Raw genomic sequence first — 17283 nt, 5'->3', positions numbered from 1 at the left:
CCGCGGACCGGAGCGTCACGCCGCCCTGCGGCGCAGCAGGGTGATCGCCCCGGTGGTGTCCTCGCCCGCGTGGGCGGCCGGATCGGCGGCCAGTCGCTCCCGCATCAGGTCCAGGTACGGGGTGATCAGCTCGGCGCTGACGCCCTGCTCGGCGGCGGTCGTCAGCAGGGTCGCACCGGCCGCGACCTGCATGGCCAGGTTGGACTCGACCCCGGAGGTGAAGTCCCGGGAGGCCAGCCGCTCGGCGGCGCCGCCGACGAAGAACCCCATCGCGCCCAGCCATTCGGACAGCAGCGGGGACAGGCTCGCGGGGGCGATGTCCTCGCCCTCGATCAGGGCGTAGGCGTGCGAGATCCCCGCGAACAGCCCGTACATCGCGCTGAGCAGCGCCACGTCGTGCAGGGCCGCGTGCCCCGGGTCCTCGCCGACGAAGCGGGCCCCGGCCGGGACCTCCAGGGCGCCCCGGTGGGTGTCGAACAGGGCGCGCGAGCCGCTGTAGAAGACGTAGCCGCCGGCCGTCGGGGCGCCGATCATCGATGGCGTGCCCATGATCCCGGCGTCCAGGAAGCGGGCGCCGCGGGCCTGCGCCCAGGCGGCTCGGGCCCGGCCCTCGGCGGGGGTGCCGGTGGTGAGGTTGACCAGGTCCTTGCCGTTCAGGTCGACGCCGTCGAGGGCGGCGTCGACCGACTCGTCGTCCAGCAGGCAGAGCACGATCAGGTCGTTCGCCGCGACCGCGGCGGCGGGGTCGGCGGCGACGAGGGCGCCTTCGGGGGCCAGGGCCTCGGCCTTGGCGGCGGTGCGGTTCCAGACGGTGAGCGGGTGCCCGGCGGCGAGCCAGGTGCGGGCGAGGGCGGTCCCCATGGCGCCGAGGCCGAGGAGGGTGAGCGGGGTCTGCGGGGTGTGCGTGTCGGTCATGCCGTTTAGCCTGGTGGCAGGCGGTGAACCGCTCAAGTACGCACTTCGGAGTGGGTGGTTACCTCGAAGTGAGCGAGCAGGTGGGGAGGGGTGCGCGATGGCGCTGACACGCAGGCCCGGGGCGGATCACTGCGGGATCGCCGCGGCGATGTCGGTGATCGACGGCAAGTGGAAGGTCTCGCTGCTGTGGGAGTTGGACCAGCATCCGGGGCGGCGCTTCGGCGAGCTGCGCCGACTGGTCCCGGGCGTCTCGGAGAAGGTCCTCGCCGCGCAACTGCGCGAGCTGGAGGCGGACGGAATCGTCCACCGGGAGGTGTACGACGAGGTCCCGCCCCGGGTGGAGTACTCGCTGACCCCCCTCGGCCAGGAACTGAACACGGCCCTGGAGGCGCTGGGCGCCTGGGGCAGCCGACACCTCCTACCTACCCCTGCTCCGGCCGCCGCCGGCTGACCGCCGCCCGACGGGTCGGGCGGCGGCGCGGGCGGTCCCGTCGGGCGGCTCCCGTCAGGCGGTGGGCCGGGCGGGGCCCTCGGCGGGCACCTCCGCCGTCACCACGCCCTCCCGCGTCGGGCCCGCCTCCGCGAGCAGCGTCCCGCCCGGGGCCCACACGGCCGAACGGCCGCAGCCCGTCCACCGCCCGGCCGGGCCGACGTGGTTGGCGAGGACCACGTACAGGCCGTGGTCCCGGGCGATGCCCGGGTAGATCCGGGCCCGTTCGGCGATCCCGTCGCCCGAGCCGTACAGGGTGCTCGCCAGGTGGACCCGGCAGCCGTCGGCCGCCGCCCGGCCGGTCAGCTCCGGGAAGTGGTTGTCGTAGCAGACGCCCAACGAGAAGCGGATGCCGCCGAGTTCGAAGCGTCCGTCGCCGGTGCCGGCCCGGAAGGCGTCGTGTTCCCGCTGGTAGAGGTGCTGCTTCGGGTACGTGGTCAGCAGCGCGCCGTCCGCGCCGTACACCAGCGTCGCGATGAAGGGCCGGCCCCCGTCGGCGGCCGGCAGCGCCACGTTGACCGCGACGGCGACGCCCGCGGAGCGCAGCGGGTCCAGGCGGGGGTCGTCGGCGGCGGTCCACAGCCCCGGATCGGCGGCGAGCGCCTCCAGTTCGTAACCGGTGAGCGTGAACTCGGGGAACACGACCAGCTCGGCGTCCTGTGCGCGGGCGGCGGCGGCCAGGCCCGCCGCCCGCGCGGCGTTGGCCCCGATGTCGGCGGGGACGCAGCTCAGTTGCGCGGCGGCGATCCTCACGTGCCGGCCCCGGCCGTTTTGACCGGCGACGCGACGAACCGCGCCTCCAGGGACTCGACCACGACGTGGTGGTCGGAGTACGGCGAGTCGGTCACCGCGCATCCGCGCCGGACCTCGCTGCTGAACAGGTAGTCGATCTTCGCGCCGGAGCCGTGCGTGGCCCGCCCGGTGCGCGCGGTGCCGCTCTGGTCGCACTCCCGGTAGCCGCCGTCCAGTTCGGGGCGTGCGGTGTAGAGACCGGCGGGCCAGACCCAGGCGTCCTTGGGGTTCGTGGAGTCGGGGGAGAGGGCGTTGAAGTCCCCGCCGAAGACCGTGCCCGGGAAGGTGTTCACGACCGCCTTGATCTCCTTGAGCTGGTCGTCCCGGTAGTCCCACGTCGGGTGGTCCGGGTTGCTGCCCAGCGGCGAGAGGTGGACGTTGCACAACCGGACCTTCAGCTCCGCCGACGTGGCGCACTGGAAGGGCCGCTGCTGGCCGACGTACGGCTGCGTCGTCGGGTACTCCCGGGCGTCCGTCAGCTGCCCCTTGAGCACGATCGCGGTACCGATCCGGTCGGCCCGCCCGGTGTCCTCGCCGCAGCGGCTGTTCCACTTGCCGGCGGCGCCCTGGGACCACTGGTACGGGGCGAAGCTCTTCGTCCAGTCCGGGCCCAACTGGGTCATCAGGGCGGTGAGGTCGTCCTCGCAGACCTCTTGGAGGAGTACGGCCCGCACGCCCTGGTCCCGGACCTGGCCCTTCACCACGTCGATCTTCTGCTGCGGCGTACCGGTGCCCTCGCAGTGCCACGTGGCGCGCTGCGAGCCGCACATGTTCCAGGACATGACCTGGTACGGCGTCGTGGCGGCGCTGGCCGACGGCGCCCCCGGGCCGGTGGCGAGCAGCAGGGCGGTCAGGACCCCCGCGCCCCTCCTCAGTACTGCGGACGTGCTCATGAAAACTCCCCGTTCTCGGACGACTTGGTCGCCGATCAAGGTATCCGCACGTCCGGCCGGGTCAGTTGGCGGGCCCGGGACCCCGGAGCAGGGTCAGGAAGGAGCGGAACGCGGCGGGCATGTCCACCGATTCGGGGGCGAGGAGCCACTGGTACTGGAGGCCGTCCATCACCGCCGTCAGCAGCGGGGCGGCCTCCTCCGGGGTCAGGCCCGAGGGCAGTCGCTCCCCGAACTCGGTGCGCAGCACCGCCGCCATCTCGCCGCGCACCTGCGCGTAGCGCTCGGTGAAGAAGTCCCGGGCCGGGTGGCCGTCGGTCACGCTCTCGCCCAGCAGCGCGGAGAAGGTCTGCACGATGCCGGGCCGCATGGCGTTGTACTCGACCAGCGAATCCAGCAGGTCCAGCCGCCAGGCGCCGCCCGCGACGCGCGAGCCGCCCCCGGTGTCCCAGCGGTCGCGTTCCTCCAGCACCGCCACGAGCAGGGACTCCTTGGTCGGGAAGTAGTGCAGCAGCCCCTGCTGGGTCAGCCCCACGCGCTCGGCGACCGCACCCAGGGCGGCGCCCCGGTACCCCCGCTCCGCGATCACCTCGACCGCCGCGCGGACGATCTCGCCGCGCCGCTCCTCGCTCCTCGCCCTGGCCATCGCCGGCACCCCTTCCGTTTCGCCCGCCAGCAGGACCGTACGGCATTCGAATGTCACGAACCCATCACGAACCCTACCGTTCACCAGGCAACGGGTCCACCATGGGGCCACCGCACCCACCGCACCGCACCCAACGAGGAGGCACGGCCGTGACCGATGCTGCCCAGAACGGCGACCGGACCCGCGACGAGATCCGGAACGAGATCCGGAACGAGACCCGCGACCCGAGCGGGGACCGGATCCGCGAGGACGCCGTGGAGGCGGCGCTCGGCAAGCTGGACCTCGACACCAAGACCCGCCTGTTGGCCGGTCAGGACATGTGGTCCCTGCCCGCCCTCCCCGAGATCGGCCTCGGCTCCCTGATCATGTCCGACGGCCCCATCGGCGTGCGCGGCGTGCGCTGGACCGCCGACGACCCGTCGATCGCCCTGCCCTCGCCGACGGCCCTGGCCGCGTCCTGGGACCCGGCCCTCGCCCGCCGGGCGGGCCGCCTGCTGGCCCAGGAGGCCCGCCGCAAGGGCGTCCACGTCCTCCTGGCGCCGACCGTCAACCTGCACCGCTCGCCGCTCGGCGGGCGGCACTTCGAGTGCTACTCCGAGGACCCGTACCTGACCGGCGAGATCGGCAGCGGCTACGTCAACGGCGTGCAGGACGGCGGGGTCGGCACCACCGTCAAGCACTTCGTCGGCAACGACGCGGAGACCGAGCGCTTCACCGTCGACTGCGTCATCGCCCCGCGCCCGCTGCGCGAGCTGTACCTGGCGCCCTTCGAGGCCATCGTGGCCAACGCCCACCCGTGGGGGATCATGACCTCCTACAACCGGATCAACGGCACCTCGATGACCGAGAACGCCCACCTGGTCAACGAGGTCCTGCGCGACGAGTGGGGCTTCGACGGGTACAACGTCTCCGACTGGATGGCGGCCCGCTCCACCACCGGTGACATCCTCGGCGGCCTCGACGTGGCCATGCCGGGCCCCGACACCGTCTACGGCCCCGCCCTCGCCGCGGCCGTCCGGGCCGGCGAGGTCCCCGAGTCCGCGGTGGACTCCGCCGTGCGCAACGTCCTGCGCCTCGCCGCCCGCGTGGGCGTCCTGGAGGGCGCCCCGCCCGCGGTCACCGAGGTGCCGGACGCCGTGGACGGGCAGGCCCTGGCCCGGGAGATCGCGGCCCGAGGCTTCGTCCTCGTACGCAACGAGGGCGGCGCGCTGCCGCTCGCCGGCGGCCGTACCGTCGCCCTGCTCGGCGCCGCCGCCCGCGACGCGCGCATCCTCGGCGGCGGCAGCGCCACCGTGTTCCCCGAGCGGCTGATCACCCCGCTGGGCGGCCTCACCGCGGCCCTCCCGGAGGGCGCCCTGACCTTCGCCGTCGGCGCCGACCCGAGCGACGAGCTCGCCCCCGCCGACACGGGCTTCACCCTGCGGGCCGTCTGCCGCGACGCCTCCGGCGCCGTCCTCGGCGAGGGCGGCCTGCCGAGCGGCCAGGTCCAGTGGATCGGCGAGGACCTGCCCGCGGGCGTCTCGTACGGGACCATGGCGAGCATCGAGGTCACCGGCACCTTCCTGCCGCGCGAGAGCGGCGACCACGCCTTCGGCACACGGGGACTGGGCGCCTTCGCCCTCACCGTCGACGGTCAGCTCCTGTGGGAGGGCGTCCAAGAACCGGGCGACGAGGCCGACCCCTTCGAGGCCTTCTTCGGTGCCCCCAGCGAGCGCGCCCGGATCCCGCTGACCGAGGGGCAGCCCGTGGAGGTGTCGCTGACCTACCAGGTCCCCGACACGGGGGCGATGCCGCTCAAGGCGATCATGTTCTCGCTGCTCCACCTCGGCCCGCGGCGCGACGCCGACGACCTGATCGCCGAGGCCGTGGAGGCCGCCCGGAACGCCAACACCGCCATCGTGGTCGTCGCCACCACCGAGCGGGTCGAGTCCGAGGGATTCGACCGCGAGGACCTCGCCCTGCCGGGCCGCCAGGACGACCTGGTGCGGGCCGTCGCCGCCGTGAACCCGAACACCGTCGTCGTGGTCAACGCGGGCTCCCCGGTGGAGCTGCCCTGGCGCGAGGAGGTCGCCGCGGTCCTGCTGACCTGGTTCCCCGGGCAGGAGGGCGGGGCCGCGCTGGCCGACGTGCTCCTCGGGGACGCCGAGCCCGGCGGGCGCCTGCCCACCACCTGGCCCGTCGCCCTCGCCGACGCGCCCGTCACCGAGGTGATCCCGACCGGGGGGCGCCTGGAGTACGCGGAGGGGCTCCTCATCGGCTACCGGGCCTACGAGGCCCACTCCGTCGTGCCCGCCTACCCCTTCGGACACGGGCTCGGCTACACGGACTGGGCGTACGAATCCCTGGAGGCCGGCCCCGAGGGCGTGCGGGTCCGGCTCACCAACACCGGCACCCGGCCGGGCCGCGAGGTCGTCCAGATCTACCTGGCGCCCGTCGCCGACAGCGTGGAGCGGCCCGCCGGCTGGCTGGCCGGCTTCGCGGGCGTCGACGCCGGCCCCGGGGAGAGCGTCGAGGTGGACATCGCCCTGCCTGCCCGCACCTTCGAGATCTGGGACGAGGAGGCCCGCGACTGGCGTCGGATCGGCGGCCGCTACGAGGTCCGCGCGAGCCGCTCGTACGCCGACACGCGTCTGACGGCCACGCTCGACCTGGCCTGAGCCGCGCGGACCCGGCTCGGCTCGGCTCGACCTGACCCGGGCGGACCGGGCCCGGCGCGTGACGCGCCGTCACCCGAACCGCCGTCGCGCGACCCGGCGGCCCCGGCGCGGACCCCGCGCCCTCCGCCGCCCGACACGCCGAGAGGCCGAATGGCCTGAAGTCGACCCTCGCGCGGCCCCGGAACGGACCGGAGGTGGGACCTGACACCCGCCTCCGGTCCTCCGCGTCAACGCGGCGGCTCGGCCGCCGTCACCTGCCGGTGGGCCAGTTCGGCCAACCGTGCCTGCCCGCCCTTGCCCGGGTGGAACCAGTCCCAGTGGCTCAACTGATCCGCCGCGAACGGGTACTGGAACACCGCGCCACCGTCGTAGCGGCACAGCGCGTCCTTCCCGCAGACCTCGCGCAGGACCTCGTTGTACTCGACCACCCGCGCCCGCACCTGCTCCCGGCGGGCCGTGGCCCGGGCGGTCACCGACAGCGGTTCGGCCAGCATGGACTGACAGATCCCCAGCTTCCAGATCTGCCGCACCATCGGGGTGTCCTTGCCCTGCTCCCACAACCGTTGCAGGTCGGGCACGGAGGACACGTACACCTGGGAGGCCGGCGAGGCCGCCCGCAGCTCCTTGAGGGCCTTGTCGAACCCGTCGCGGAACTCCGCCACCGGGGTCATCGACGAAGCCGTCGGCCGGCAGGCGTCGTTCGAGCCCACCATCACCGTGACCAGGTCGGGCTTGTGTGCGGCCGCCGCGGTCAGCTGCGCCGACAGGTCCGCCATCCGGGAGCCGGTCACCGCGTAGTTCCAGCTGCGCGACGGCGCCTGCGCCTCGCCCAACAGGCGCGCGGCGAGGGAGCGGACCAAGGGGTCGTTCCCGGTCGCCCAGGACGCCTCCGGGCAGTCCGCCAGCACCGAACACGCGTCGAAGCCCCGGGTGATGGAATCGCCGACGGCCGCGATCGAGGTGGGCGCCGTGTTCCAGCGCGGCGCGGACTGCGCCCCCCGCTCGCCCCCGTCCGCCGGACCGCTCCCGTCGCAGGCCGTGAGGGACGCGGCCAGGGCGGCCACCGCCACGCCCGCGCCCGCGAGGGCCCGGCGCGCGCGGCGGCGCGGAGCGGTGGTGCGCATGGGGTGGTCCTCCCTCGTCGCCCCCGGTCCTCCGGGGACGTCCTGCTGAGTGAATGCTCGGCGTTCGACGGCCTCCGAGCGACCGTACGTCACACCATGACCCTTGGCGCACGGTAGCTTTTTCCCGTGGCGTTTCGGCCGCCAGTGCCGATGCGCAATGTCAAATAATTTCCGTTACATTACATCACGTCACATACTGTCCGTTTTATGGAGTTTATTCCCGACCTCGTCCCACACTGGAGGTCCCGGTGACGACACGTGGAGTTCTGTACGTGCATTCCGCGCCGCGCGCGCTCTGCCCGCACGTGGAATGGGCTGTGGCGGGCGTGCTCGGGGTGCGGGTGAACCTCGACTGGATCCGTCAGCCCGCCTCCCCCGGCACCTGGAGAGCCGAGTTCTCCTGGCAGGCCGAGGCGGGCACCGCTTCCCAACTCGCCTCCGCGCTGCGCGGCTGGCACCTGCTCCGCTTCGAAGTGACCGCCGAACCCTGTCCGACCGCCGAGGGCGAGCGCTACAGCTCCACCCCGGAACTCGGCATCTTCCACGCCGTCACCGGCATGCACGGCGACATCCTGATCCCCGAGGACCGGCTGCGCGCCGCCCTCGCCCGCTCCGTACGCGGCGAGACCAACCTGGAAGCCGAGATCGCCAAACTCCTCGGCAAGCCCTGGGACGACGAACTGGAACCCTTCCGGTACGCCGGCGAGGGCGCCCCGGTCCGCTGGCTCCACCAGGTCGTCTGACGGCCCCGCCCGAGGTCGGTACGTGAAGGGCCCCGCCCGGCAGCAGCCGGGCGGGGCCCTTCACGTCGTACGGGACCGCGGATCAGACGCTGCGGAACGCGAGCGTCACGTTGTGACCGCCGAAGCCGAACGAGTTGTTGATCGCCGAGATCGGGCCGTCGACGGGCAGCTTGCGCGGCTCGCCGCGCACGATGTCCGCGTCGATGTCGTCGTCGAGCTCGGTGACGTTGATCGTCGGCGGGGCGATCCGGTGGTACAGCGCGAGGACGGTGGCGACCGTCTCGATGCCGCCCGCGCCGCCCAGCAGGTGACCGGTCATCGACTTCGTCGCGGAGATCGCGATGTGGTCGAGGTCGTCGCCCAGGACCTTGCGCAGGGCCTTCAGCTCGGCCGTGTCGCCCTGCGGGGTCGAGGTGGCGTGCGCGTTCAGGTGCACCAGCTCGGACGGGTCCAGGTTGGTGTTGTCGAGCAGGTTCTGCACCGCGGCCGCCACGCCGCGGCCCGTCGGCTCCGGCTGCGCGATGTGGTGGCTGTCCGCGGACAGGCCCTGGCCCAGCACCTCGCAGTAGACGCGGGCGCCGCGCTTCGCGGCGTGCTCGGCGGACTCCAGCACCACGACGCCCGCGCCCTCACCGAGGACGAAGCCGTCACGGCCCTTGTCGTACGGACGGGAGGCGCCGGTCGGGTCCTCGTTGTTCTTCGACATCGCCATCATGTTGGCGAACGCGGCGATCGGCAGCGGGTGGATCGCCGCCTCCGTACCGCCGGCGACGACCACGTCGGCACGGCCCGTACGGATCATCTCGACGGCGTAGCCGATGGCCTCGGCGCCCGACGCGCACGCGCTGACCGGGGTGTGCACACCGGCGCGGGCGTTGACCTCCAGGCCGACGTTGGCCGACGGGCCGTTCGGCATGAGCATGGGGACGGTGTGCGGGGAGACCCGGCGCACACCCTTTTCCTTCAGTACGTCGTACTGGTCGAGCAGCGTGGTGACGCCGCCGATGCCGGAGGCGATCACGGTGCCCAGTCGCTCGGGAACGATCGACTCGTCCTCGCCCGCCGGCGCGGTGTACCCGGCGTCCGCCCAGGCCTCACGGGCGGCGATGACGGCGAACTGCGCCGATCGGTCGAGCTTGCGGGCCAGGGGGCGGGGCAGTACCTCACTCGGATCCACGGCAGCCTGCGCGGCGATGCGGACCGGAAGTTCGGCGAACCGCTCGCCCTCCAGGGGCGTGACACCGGACCGGCCGGCGAGCAGGCCTTCCCAGGTCGAAGCGCTGTCGCCACCCAGCGGAGTGGTTGCGCCGATACCGGTGACGACCACGGTGCGATTGGTCGGGCTCACAGGAATTCTTTCTCCACGTCTCAGGGGGTGCTGAATTGTCACGGCGCCACCGCCAGGTGGCGACAAACGCTCGGCAGGCTTTAGGCCTGGTTCTTCAGGATGTAGTCCGCGGCGTCGCCGACCGTCTTGAGGTTCTTGACGTCCTCGTCCGGGATCTTGACGTCGAAGCGCTCTTCGGCGGCGACGACGACCTCGACCATGGACAGGGAGTCGACGTCCAGGTCGTCGGTGAAGGACTTGTCGAGCTGGACGTCCTCCTGCGGGATGCCGGCGATCTCGTTGACGATCTCGGCGAGACCTTCGACGATCTCTTCCTGGGTGGCGGCCATGTGGCGCTCCTTCTATAGCTGAATGGGTTGATCAGGGGCGGAACGGATTCCGACCCTAGGGGAGGGTAACGACCGTCGCGGCGTAGACGAGTCCCGCCCCGAAGCCGATGACGAGCGCGGTGTCGCCGCTCTTCGCCGCTCCGGTCGCCAGGAGCCGCTCCATAGCGAGCGGGATCGAGGCGGCCGACGTGTTGCCGGTGGTTTCCACGTCACGGGCGACCGTGACGTGTTCCGGCAGCTTGAGAGTCTTCACCATCGAGTCGATGATCCGCATGTTCGCCTGGTGCGGAATGAAGACGTCCAGGTCTTCGGCGGTGATCCCGGCGGCGTCGAGCGCCTGCTGGGCCACCTTGGCCATCTCGAAGACGGCCCAGCGGAAGACCGCCTGACCCTCCTGCGTGATGGCCGGGAACTTCTCCCCGCCGCCCTTGCCGAGGTACTCGTCCCACGGCACGGTCTGCTTGATGGTGTCGGACTTGTCGCCCTCCGAACCCCACACCGTGGGGCCGATGGCCGGTTCGTCCGAGGGGCCCACGACCACGGCGCCCGCACCGTCACCGAACAGGAAGGCCGTCGCGCGGTCCTCCAGGTCGGTCAGGTCCGAGAGCCGCTCGACGCCGATGACGAGGACGTACTGCGCCGAACCCTCGACGACCATGCCCTTGGCGAGGGTCAGACCGTAGCCGAAACCGGCACAGCCCGCGGAGATGTCGAACGCGGCGGGCTTCACCGCGCCGACCCGGTGCGCGATCTCCGTCGCCACGGCAGGGGTCTGCTTGAAGTGCGAGACCGTCGAGACGATCACGGCGCCGATCTGCTCCGGCGCGATCCCGGCATCGGCCAGCGCCTTGCCGGAGGCCTCCACCGACATCTGGGCGACCGTCTCGTGCGGCCCGGCCCAGTGGCGCGTGGCGATGCCGGACCGGGACCGGATCCACTCGTCGGACGAGTCGATCGTCTCCAGGATGACCTCGTTGGGCACCACGCGGGTCGGACGGTAGCCGCCGACGCCCAGGATGCGGGCGTACGGGGAGCCCTTGGCCGGCTTGATCTTGGACATGCTGTGTGGGCTCCTTCTCTCAGGCCGCGTGCTCGGCGAGGAGCGCCGCGGCCTTTTCGAGATCGTCCGGGGTCTTCAGGGCCACGCTCGGCACACCCTTGAGGGCGCGCTTGGCCAGACCCGTCAGCGTGCCACCGGGGCACAGTTCGACGATCCCGGAAACGCCCAGCGAAGCGAACGTCTCCATGCACAGGTCCCAGCGGACCGGGTTCGCGACCTGGCCGACCAGGCGGGCGACGACGTCGGCGCCCGAATCGATGACGAGGCCGTCCCTGTTCGACACGTACTTCAGGACCGGGTCGGCCGGGGTGAGGGCCTGGGCGGCCTTCTCCAGCTCGGCGACCGCGGGGGCCATGTGGTGCGTGTGGAAGGCGCCCGCGACCTTGAGGGCGACGACCTTCATGGAGCCTTCGGGCTTCTCGTCCACCAGGGCGGCGATCTGCTCGACGGTACCGGCGGCCACGATCTGGCCCGCTCCGTTGATGTTGGCCGGGGTGAGCCCCAGCTTCTCCAGATGTGCGACGACCACGTCCTGGTCGCCGCCGAGGACGGCGGCCATGCCGGTCTCGGTGACGGCGGCCGCGTCGGCCATGCCCAGACCGCGGGTCCGGACGAACGACAGCGCGTCCGCGTCCGACAGGACGCCCGCGACCGCGGCGGCGGTGATCTCGCCGACGCTGTGGCCCGCCACGGCGCCGAACGCCGAGGACGCGCCGAGCGCGGAAGCGGACAGGAGACCCGCTGCGACCAGCAGCGGCTGTGCCACGGCCGTGTCACGGATCTCGTCCGCGTCGGCCTTCGTGCCGTAGTGGGCAAGGTCGAGCCCGATGGCGTCCGACCAGCCGGCGACGCGGTCGGCGGCACCGGGGAGTTCGAGCCAGGGAGTCAGGAAGCCGGGCGTCTGAGCGCCTTGGCCTGGAGCGACGAGTACGAGCACCCTCACACTCTCTCTTGTGGATGGTCCCCGCCGCCCGTGGGGACAGGGACGAAGAACCGTCGGGGTAATTGTTGATGTCCGACAAAAGTCTAGGACTGCGGATCCCCGTCGGCCAGACGTCCCAGGATCAGGGCGATTCGCAACGTGAACGCCGAACGCACATCGGACGGCGACCATCCGGTGACGTCGGTCACACGTCGCAGCCGGTAGCGCACCGTGTTGGGGTGCACGAACAGCATGCGCGCGGCCCCCTCCAGGCTGCTCGCCTGCTCCAGATAGACGCTCAGCGTCTCCAGGAGGGCGGAGCCGGCCTCCTCCAGTGGTCTGTAGATCTCCTCCACCAGTTGCTCCCTGGCCGAGGGATCGGACGCGATCGCGCGCTCCGGCAGGAGATCGTCCGCCAGCACCGGTCGGGGCGCGTCCTGCCAGGCCGTACAGGCCTTCAGGCCGGCCGCCGCCGCCTGGGCGGACTTGGTCGCGTTCAACAGGTCCGGGACGACCGGCCCGGCCACCACCGCACCCGCCGCGAACGGCCCGATCAGCGACTTCGCCACCTGCATCGGATTGTCACTGCCGCCCGCGATCACCACGAGGCGGTCGCCGAGCACCCCGGTCAGCACCTGGAGCTTGTGGTGGCGGGCCGCGCGCCGGATCGCCTCGACCGTCAGCTCGCTGTCCCCGTCCGGCGCCGTGCCCAGCACGACGCACACGTGCTCCGGTGAGTTCCAGCCGAGCGCGGCGGCCCGCGACAGGGCGCCCTCGTCGGCCTCGCCCGACAGCACCGCGTTCACGACGAGTGACTCCAGGCGGGCGTCCCACGCCCCGCGCGCCTCGGCGGCCTGCGCGTACACCTGGGCGGTCGCGAAGGCGATCTCCCGGGCGTAGACCAGCAGGGCCTCGCGCAGGATCGACTCGTCGCCGGGGGCCGCGACCTCGTCGATCGCGGTCTCCATGACCTCGATCGTCGTCCGCACCATCTCGACGGTCTGACGCAGGGTGATCGCCCGGGTCAGCTCTCGCGGAGCCGTCCCGAACACGTCGGTGGAGATCGCCTGGGGGGTCTCGGGGTGCCGGAACCACTCCGTGAACGCGGCGATGCCGGCCTGGGCGACCAGACCGATCCACGACCGGTTCTCCGGCGGCATCGCCCGGTACCACGGAAGGGTCTCGTCCATGCGCGCGATGGCGTTGGCGGCGAGGCGGCCGGAGGACTTCTCCAGCCGGCGCAGCGTCGCCGCGTGCGGGTGGGCCGGATGCGCGGGACGGGTCTCGGGTGACTGCTCACGTTCGGGTTGGGGCACGGGACAAGACTGCCTTATCAGCGCCCCGGCGCGGACTCCGGTCCCGCGCCGGGGCCCGCCCCCCGGGCTACGGTGGCCCCCATGATTGATGTACGCCGAGCCGCCGACCGGTACGCGGGAGGGGATCCGGGCGCCGGGATCACCACCGGGCACGCCTTCTCCTTCGGGTCCTTCTACGACCCGGACAACATCCGCTTCGGCCCGGTGCTCGCCTGCAACGAGGAGCGCCTCGCGCCCGGCGCGGGATTCGACGAGCACCCCCACAGCAACACCGAGATCCTCACCTGGGTGGTCGAGGGCGAGCTCACGCACCGGGACGGCGTCAACGGCGGCACGGGCCTGGTGCGGCCCGGCGACGTGCAGCGGCTCGGCGCCGGATCCGGGGCCCGGCACGTGGAGCGCAACGACGGGGCGGTGCCGCTGCGGTTCGTGCAGCTGTGGCTGGCGCCGCTCGCCGCCGGTGGGGAACCCTCGTACGACCTGGTCCGCGGCCTCGCCGACGGCACCCCGTACGAGGTACCGGCGGCCGGCGCGGTGCTGCACGTCCGGCGGCCGGCCGCGGGCCGGCGGGTCCCCGTACCGGACGCGGAACGCGTCTACCTGCACGTGGTCCGCGGGGACCTGCGGCTCGACGGGGAGGAGCTGGGCCCCGGGGACTCGGCGCGGATCACCGCCGAGAAGGGGCTGGAGGTCACCGCGGGTTCCCCGGGGGAGCTGCTGATCCTGGAGCTGCCGCTGTGACGCCCCGCCAACCGCCGGCCGGCTAGCCGCGCAGTTCGGCGAGGACCGCGTCGGTGAACGGGGTCCAGGCCTGCGCGGCCCACGGGCCGAACGCGCGGTCCGTCAGCGCGATGCACGCGGCGCCGACGTCCGGGTCCACCCACAGGAAGGTGCCGGACTGGCCGAAGTGCCCGAAGGCGCGCGGCGAGGAGTTCAGGCCCGTCCAGTGCGGGGACTTGCCGTCGCGGATCTCCAGGCCGAGGCCCCAGTCGTTGGGGGACTGGTGCCCGTAGCCGGGTAGCACGCCCTTGAGGCCCGGGTGGACCACGGAGGTCGCCCCGGCGACCGTGCGCACGTCCAGCAGGCGCGGCGCCTGGAGTTCGGCGGCGAAGCGCACCAGGTCGGCGACGGTGGAGACGCCGTCCTTCGCGGGCGAGCCCTCCAGGGCGGAGGAGGCCATGCCGAGCGGCTCGAACACGGCCTGGTGCAGGTACTCGGCGAAGGGGATCCCGGTCGCCTTCGCGATGTGGTCGCCGAGCACCTCGAAACCGGCGTTGGAGTACAGCCGGCGCTGCCCGGGCGGGGCCATCACGCGGTGCTCGTCGAAGGCCAGCCCGCTGGTGTGCGCGAGCAGGTGACGGACCGTCGACCCCTCGGGGCCGGCCGGCTCGTCCAGCTCGATCGCGCCCTCCTCGTACGCCACGAGGGCGGCGTACGCGGCGAGCGGCTTGGTGACCGAGGCCAGCGGGAAGCGCTGCTCGACGGGTCCGTGCGCGCCGACCAGGGTGCCGTCGGCGCGCACGACGGCGGCCGCGGCGGTCGGTACCGGCCAGGTGTCGATGATCCGCAGACTGTCCATGCCGTTGCCGTCCCCGTGGTCTTCGTGCCCGCCGCGTCGTGCGCGCTGTTCGTGCGGCCGAGCCTACTTGCTTGGAGTGCACTCCAAGGTTTTAGCGTGGAGCCATGACCCTGACGCAGACGCGGTACACGATCAGCGAGGTCGAGGCCCGGACCGGCCTGACCCAGCACACGCTGCGCTGGTACGAGCGGATCGGCCTGATGCCGCACGTGGACCGCTCGCACTCGGGGCAGCGCCGGTTCAGCGACCGGGACCTCGACTGGCTGTCCTTCGTGGGCAAGCTGCGCGCCACCGGCATGTCGGTGGCGGACATGGTCCGGTACGCCGAACTGGTCCGCGAGGGCGAGCACACCGTCGACCAACGCCGTGAGCTGCTGGAACGCACCCGTACCGCGGTGCGGTCCCGGATCACGGAGCTGACGGACGCCCTCGGCGTACTGGATTTCAAGATCGGGATGTACGAGATGCGCACGGTCGCGGGGAAGGCACGGTCATGACGGAGCACGATCAGCACGAGCAGAACCAGCAGCACCGGCACACCACCATCGAGCGGACCGAACTGGGCGAGGGGGGCCCGGTCGTCGGTGTCCAGGGCCTCGGCTGCATGGGGATGAGCGAGTTCTACGGGGACACCGACGAGACGGCGGCCCGGGCGACCCTCGACGCGGCGCTGGACGCCGGGGTCACGCTCTTCGACACGGCGGACGTCTACGGGCGCGGCGCCAACGAGGAGTTCCTCGCTCCCTTCGTGGCCGCCCACCGGGACGCGATCACCCTCGCCACGAAGTTCGGCATCGAGCGCACCGACGACCTCCACCACCGGGGCGTCCGCAACGACCGGGCGTACGTCCGCCGGGCCGTGGAGGACAGCCTGCGGCGGCTCGGCACGGACGTCATGGACCTCTACTACATGCACCGCCGGGACCCGGCCGTGCCGCTCGCGGAGTCGGTGGGCGCCATGGCCGAGCTGGTGCGCGAGGGGAAGGTGCGTCACCTGGGGCTCAGCGAGGTCACCGGGGCCGAACTGCGCGAGGCGTACGCGGTGCATCCCATCGCGGCGCTCCAGTCGGAGTGGTCGCTGTTCAGCCGGGACGTCGAGCGCAGCGCGGTGGGCGCGGCGGCGGAGCTGGGGGTGGCCTTCGTCCCGTACTCCCCGCTCGGGCGCGGCTTCCTGACCGGCGCCTTCGCGGACGCCTCGGCGGAGCTGTCGGAGGGCGACTTCCGCCGGTACCAGCCGCGGTTCACCGGCGACAACGCCCGGGCGAACGCGGAGCTGTTGGCTCCGGTGCGGCGGATAGCGGCCGCGCACGGGGTCACGCCGGCGCAGGTCGCGCTGGCGTGGGTGCAGCAGCGGTCGGCGGTCCACGGCCTGACGGTGGTCCCGATCCCCGGCACGCGGCGGCCGGAGCGGGTCGCCGAGAACGCGGCGGCGACCAGGATCACCCTGACGGCCCCGGAGCTGGCCCTGCTGGAGCCGATCGCGGCGGGCGTCGCGGGCGACCGCTACCCGGACATGAGCTCGACCTCGGCGGCCCGCGAGGCCTGAGGCCGCACCCCCGTCAGGGCGTGAAGCGCGCCCGGAGCGCCGAGTACTCGGCGTCCGTGAGCAGGCCCGCCCCGTGGAGCTCCGTCAGGTGGCGCAGGCGGTCGTCCTCGGACGGGCCGCTCGACGGGACGGAGGCGACGGGGGTGCGGGCGCGCAGGGCCGCGAGGACGGCCGCGGCGAAGGGCAGCGACTCGTGGACGGCTCCGTAGCCGACGCCGAAGACCGCGGCGGCGAGGTCGTGGTCGGGGCGGGCGTCGGTGGTGGTGTCGCGGGGGAGGAACCGCAGGTGGCCGCCGCCCGGGCGGTCCGGGGAGGCCCACTCGACGCCGGTCAGGGAGGTCAGCGGGTACCGCTGGTCGCCGGCCTTCCACTTGGCGCTGGTGGCGCCGGTGCGCGACCACTGGAGGGTCACGACGGCGCCGTCGAAGCCGACGCGGGCGTCATAGGCCTTGAGCTGGAGCGGCGGCGGGGGCACGTCGACGAGGAACCGGTCGGCGGGCTCGTCGGCGTCCGGGCCGAGGCGTTCGCGCAGGATCCCCGCGAAGGCGTCTGCGTCGGCCGCCCGGTCGCGGGGCAGGACGAGCCGGTACGGGTCGCAGACGTCCTTGAGCTGACCGGCGGCCGCCTCCATCAGCGGGTCGGCGCCGGGCCGTGGCTGGGCGCGCAGGATCACCGTGTCCCTTCGGCCCGCGCTCACGTTCGCCCCGGACAACGCTTCGAGGGGGATCCTGCGCGGGCCCAGCGCGTGCCAGAGCCGTGGTGTTCGCATCCCCCGTGCGAAGCGGATGAGCACCGAGTCCGAGTCGAACTCCCAGACGGCATGATTTCCGGCCAGTACGTCACCCATGCGGCACATCGTAAAGGGACGCGACCCCGCACGTCTTCCTCGTCGGGGGACCAGGTTTTTTCCGGGGTTCTGCCGGTGA

General features: G+C 72.8%; 18 protein-coding genes. 6 read left to right on the top strand and 12 right to left on the bottom strand.

Annotated features, from left to right (window positions below; all coding sequences use genetic code 11):
- Window positions 1-15: 15 nt before the first annotated feature.
- Window positions 16-915: an NAD(P)-dependent oxidoreductase gene (locus ACZ4XJ_RS08680; RefSeq protein WP_468495710.1), complete on the bottom strand. Its 900-nt coding sequence runs from the start codon at window positions 913-915 to the stop codon at window positions 16-18.
- A 97-nt stretch (window positions 916-1012) separates the two neighbouring features.
- Here ACZ4XJ_RS08680 and ACZ4XJ_RS08675 point away from each other — a divergent pair, with 97 nt between their 5' ends.
- Window positions 1013-1366 carry a winged helix-turn-helix transcriptional regulator gene (locus ACZ4XJ_RS08675; protein WP_362878251.1) on the top strand — a complete coding sequence of 118 codons (354 nt, stop codon included), beginning with the start codon at window positions 1013-1015 and terminating at the stop codon, window positions 1364-1366.
- Window positions 1367-1420: 54 nt separating this feature from the next.
- On the opposite strand, the gene ACZ4XJ_RS08670 is transcribed toward ACZ4XJ_RS08675, so the two are convergent.
- From ACZ4XJ_RS08670 to ACZ4XJ_RS08660, 3 genes are all read right to left on the bottom strand, one after another.
- Complete coding sequence (locus ACZ4XJ_RS08670; protein ID WP_468495709.1) at window positions 1421-2158, bottom strand: carbon-nitrogen hydrolase family protein; 738 nt, start codon at window positions 2156-2158, stop codon at window positions 1421-1423.
- Complete coding sequence (locus tag ACZ4XJ_RS08665) at window positions 2155-3090, bottom strand: endonuclease/exonuclease/phosphatase family protein (protein WP_468495708.1); 936 nt, start codon at window positions 3088-3090, stop codon at window positions 2155-2157. The genes ACZ4XJ_RS08670 and ACZ4XJ_RS08665 overlap by 4 nt, the downstream gene beginning before the upstream one ends.
- A 61-nt stretch (window positions 3091-3151) precedes the next feature.
- Complete coding sequence (locus ACZ4XJ_RS08660; protein WP_362878375.1) at window positions 3152-3733, bottom strand: TetR/AcrR family transcriptional regulator; 582 nt, start codon at window positions 3731-3733, stop codon at window positions 3152-3154.
- A gap of 149 nt (window positions 3734-3882) precedes the next feature.
- Here ACZ4XJ_RS08660 and ACZ4XJ_RS08655 point away from each other — a divergent pair, with 149 nt between their 5' ends.
- Window positions 3883-6390, top strand: coding sequence for a glycoside hydrolase family 3 protein (locus ACZ4XJ_RS08655; RefSeq protein ID WP_468495707.1), 2508 nt, complete (start codon window positions 3883-3885; stop codon window positions 6388-6390).
- Window positions 6391-6617: 227 nt separating this feature from the next.
- Here ACZ4XJ_RS08655 and ACZ4XJ_RS08650 read toward each other — a convergent pair whose 3' ends face one another.
- The gene (locus tag ACZ4XJ_RS08650) at window positions 6618-7514 is read right to left on the bottom strand and encodes an SGNH/GDSL hydrolase family protein (protein ID WP_468495706.1); all 897 of its coding nucleotides are present in this window, start codon (window positions 7512-7514) and stop codon (window positions 6618-6620) included.
- Window positions 7515-7762: 248 nt separating this feature from the next.
- Between ACZ4XJ_RS08650 and ACZ4XJ_RS08645 the strand changes: the two genes are divergently transcribed.
- Window positions 7763-8257: a DUF3145 domain-containing protein gene (locus ACZ4XJ_RS08645; protein WP_362878244.1), complete on the top strand. Its 495-nt coding sequence runs from the start codon at window positions 7763-7765 to the stop codon at window positions 8255-8257.
- Window positions 8258-8339: 82 nt separating this feature from the next.
- Here the strand turns inward: ACZ4XJ_RS08645 and fabF are convergent, their stop codons facing one another.
- The 5 genes from fabF to ACZ4XJ_RS08620 all read right to left on the bottom strand — a co-directional run bounded on the left by fabF (window position 8340) and on the right by ACZ4XJ_RS08620 (window position 13232).
- Window positions 8340-9605, bottom strand: coding sequence for a beta-ketoacyl-ACP synthase II (gene fabF / locus ACZ4XJ_RS08640; RefSeq protein ID WP_281206280.1), 1266 nt, complete (start codon window positions 9603-9605; stop codon window positions 8340-8342).
- Between the two features lie 80 nt (window positions 9606-9685).
- A complete protein-coding gene (locus ACZ4XJ_RS08635; protein WP_281206279.1) occupies window positions 9686-9934 on the bottom strand; it encodes an acyl carrier protein in 249 nt (82 codons plus the stop codon).
- A 55-nt stretch (window positions 9935-9989) separates the two neighbouring features.
- Entirely contained in the window at window positions 9990-10994 is a 1005-nt protein-coding gene (locus ACZ4XJ_RS08630) for a ketoacyl-ACP synthase III (protein ID WP_362878242.1), read from the bottom strand.
- 19 nt (window positions 10995-11013) lie between these two features.
- A complete protein-coding gene (locus ACZ4XJ_RS08625) occupies window positions 11014-11931 on the bottom strand; it encodes an ACP S-malonyltransferase (RefSeq protein WP_383999671.1) in 918 nt (305 codons plus the stop codon).
- Window positions 11932-12020: 89 nt separating this feature from the next.
- Complete coding sequence (locus tag ACZ4XJ_RS08620; protein ID WP_362878239.1) at window positions 12021-13232, bottom strand: PucR family transcriptional regulator; 1212 nt, start codon at window positions 13230-13232, stop codon at window positions 12021-12023.
- Between the two features lie 81 nt (window positions 13233-13313).
- Between ACZ4XJ_RS08620 and ACZ4XJ_RS08615 the strand changes: the two genes are divergently transcribed.
- Window positions 13314-13973 (top strand): pirin family protein, encoded by a 660-nt coding sequence (locus ACZ4XJ_RS08615; protein ID WP_362878237.1) that lies wholly within the window; start codon window positions 13314-13316, stop codon window positions 13971-13973.
- A 22-nt stretch (window positions 13974-13995) separates the two neighbouring features.
- On the opposite strand, the gene ACZ4XJ_RS08610 is transcribed toward ACZ4XJ_RS08615, so the two are convergent.
- Entirely contained in the window at window positions 13996-14811 is an 816-nt protein-coding gene (locus ACZ4XJ_RS08610) for a serine hydrolase domain-containing protein (protein ID WP_468495705.1), read from the bottom strand.
- A gap of 104 nt (window positions 14812-14915) precedes the next feature.
- Here ACZ4XJ_RS08610 and ACZ4XJ_RS08605 point away from each other — a divergent pair, with 104 nt between their 5' ends.
- On the top strand, window positions 14916-15308 hold the full coding sequence (locus tag ACZ4XJ_RS08605; protein WP_362878233.1) for a MerR family transcriptional regulator: 393 nt from the start codon (window positions 14916-14918) through the stop codon (window positions 15306-15308).
- On the top strand, window positions 15305-16357 hold the full coding sequence (locus ACZ4XJ_RS08600; RefSeq protein ID WP_468495704.1) for an aldo/keto reductase: 1053 nt from the start codon (window positions 15305-15307) through the stop codon (window positions 16355-16357). The genes ACZ4XJ_RS08605 and ACZ4XJ_RS08600 overlap by 4 nt, the downstream gene beginning before the upstream one ends.
- Window positions 16358-16370: 13 nt before the next feature.
- On the opposite strand, the gene ACZ4XJ_RS08595 is transcribed toward ACZ4XJ_RS08600, so the two are convergent.
- The gene (locus ACZ4XJ_RS08595) at window positions 16371-17213 is read right to left on the bottom strand and encodes a DUF4429 domain-containing protein (protein WP_468495703.1); all 843 of its coding nucleotides are present in this window, start codon (window positions 17211-17213) and stop codon (window positions 16371-16373) included.
- Window positions 17214-17283: the final 70 nt, after the last annotated feature.

It is taken from the genome of Streptomyces sp. NPDC029836, from assembly GCF_055574495.1.
Note: the sequence above shows the minus strand (reverse complement) of the source record. Positions and strands in the feature narration are given on the sequence as shown.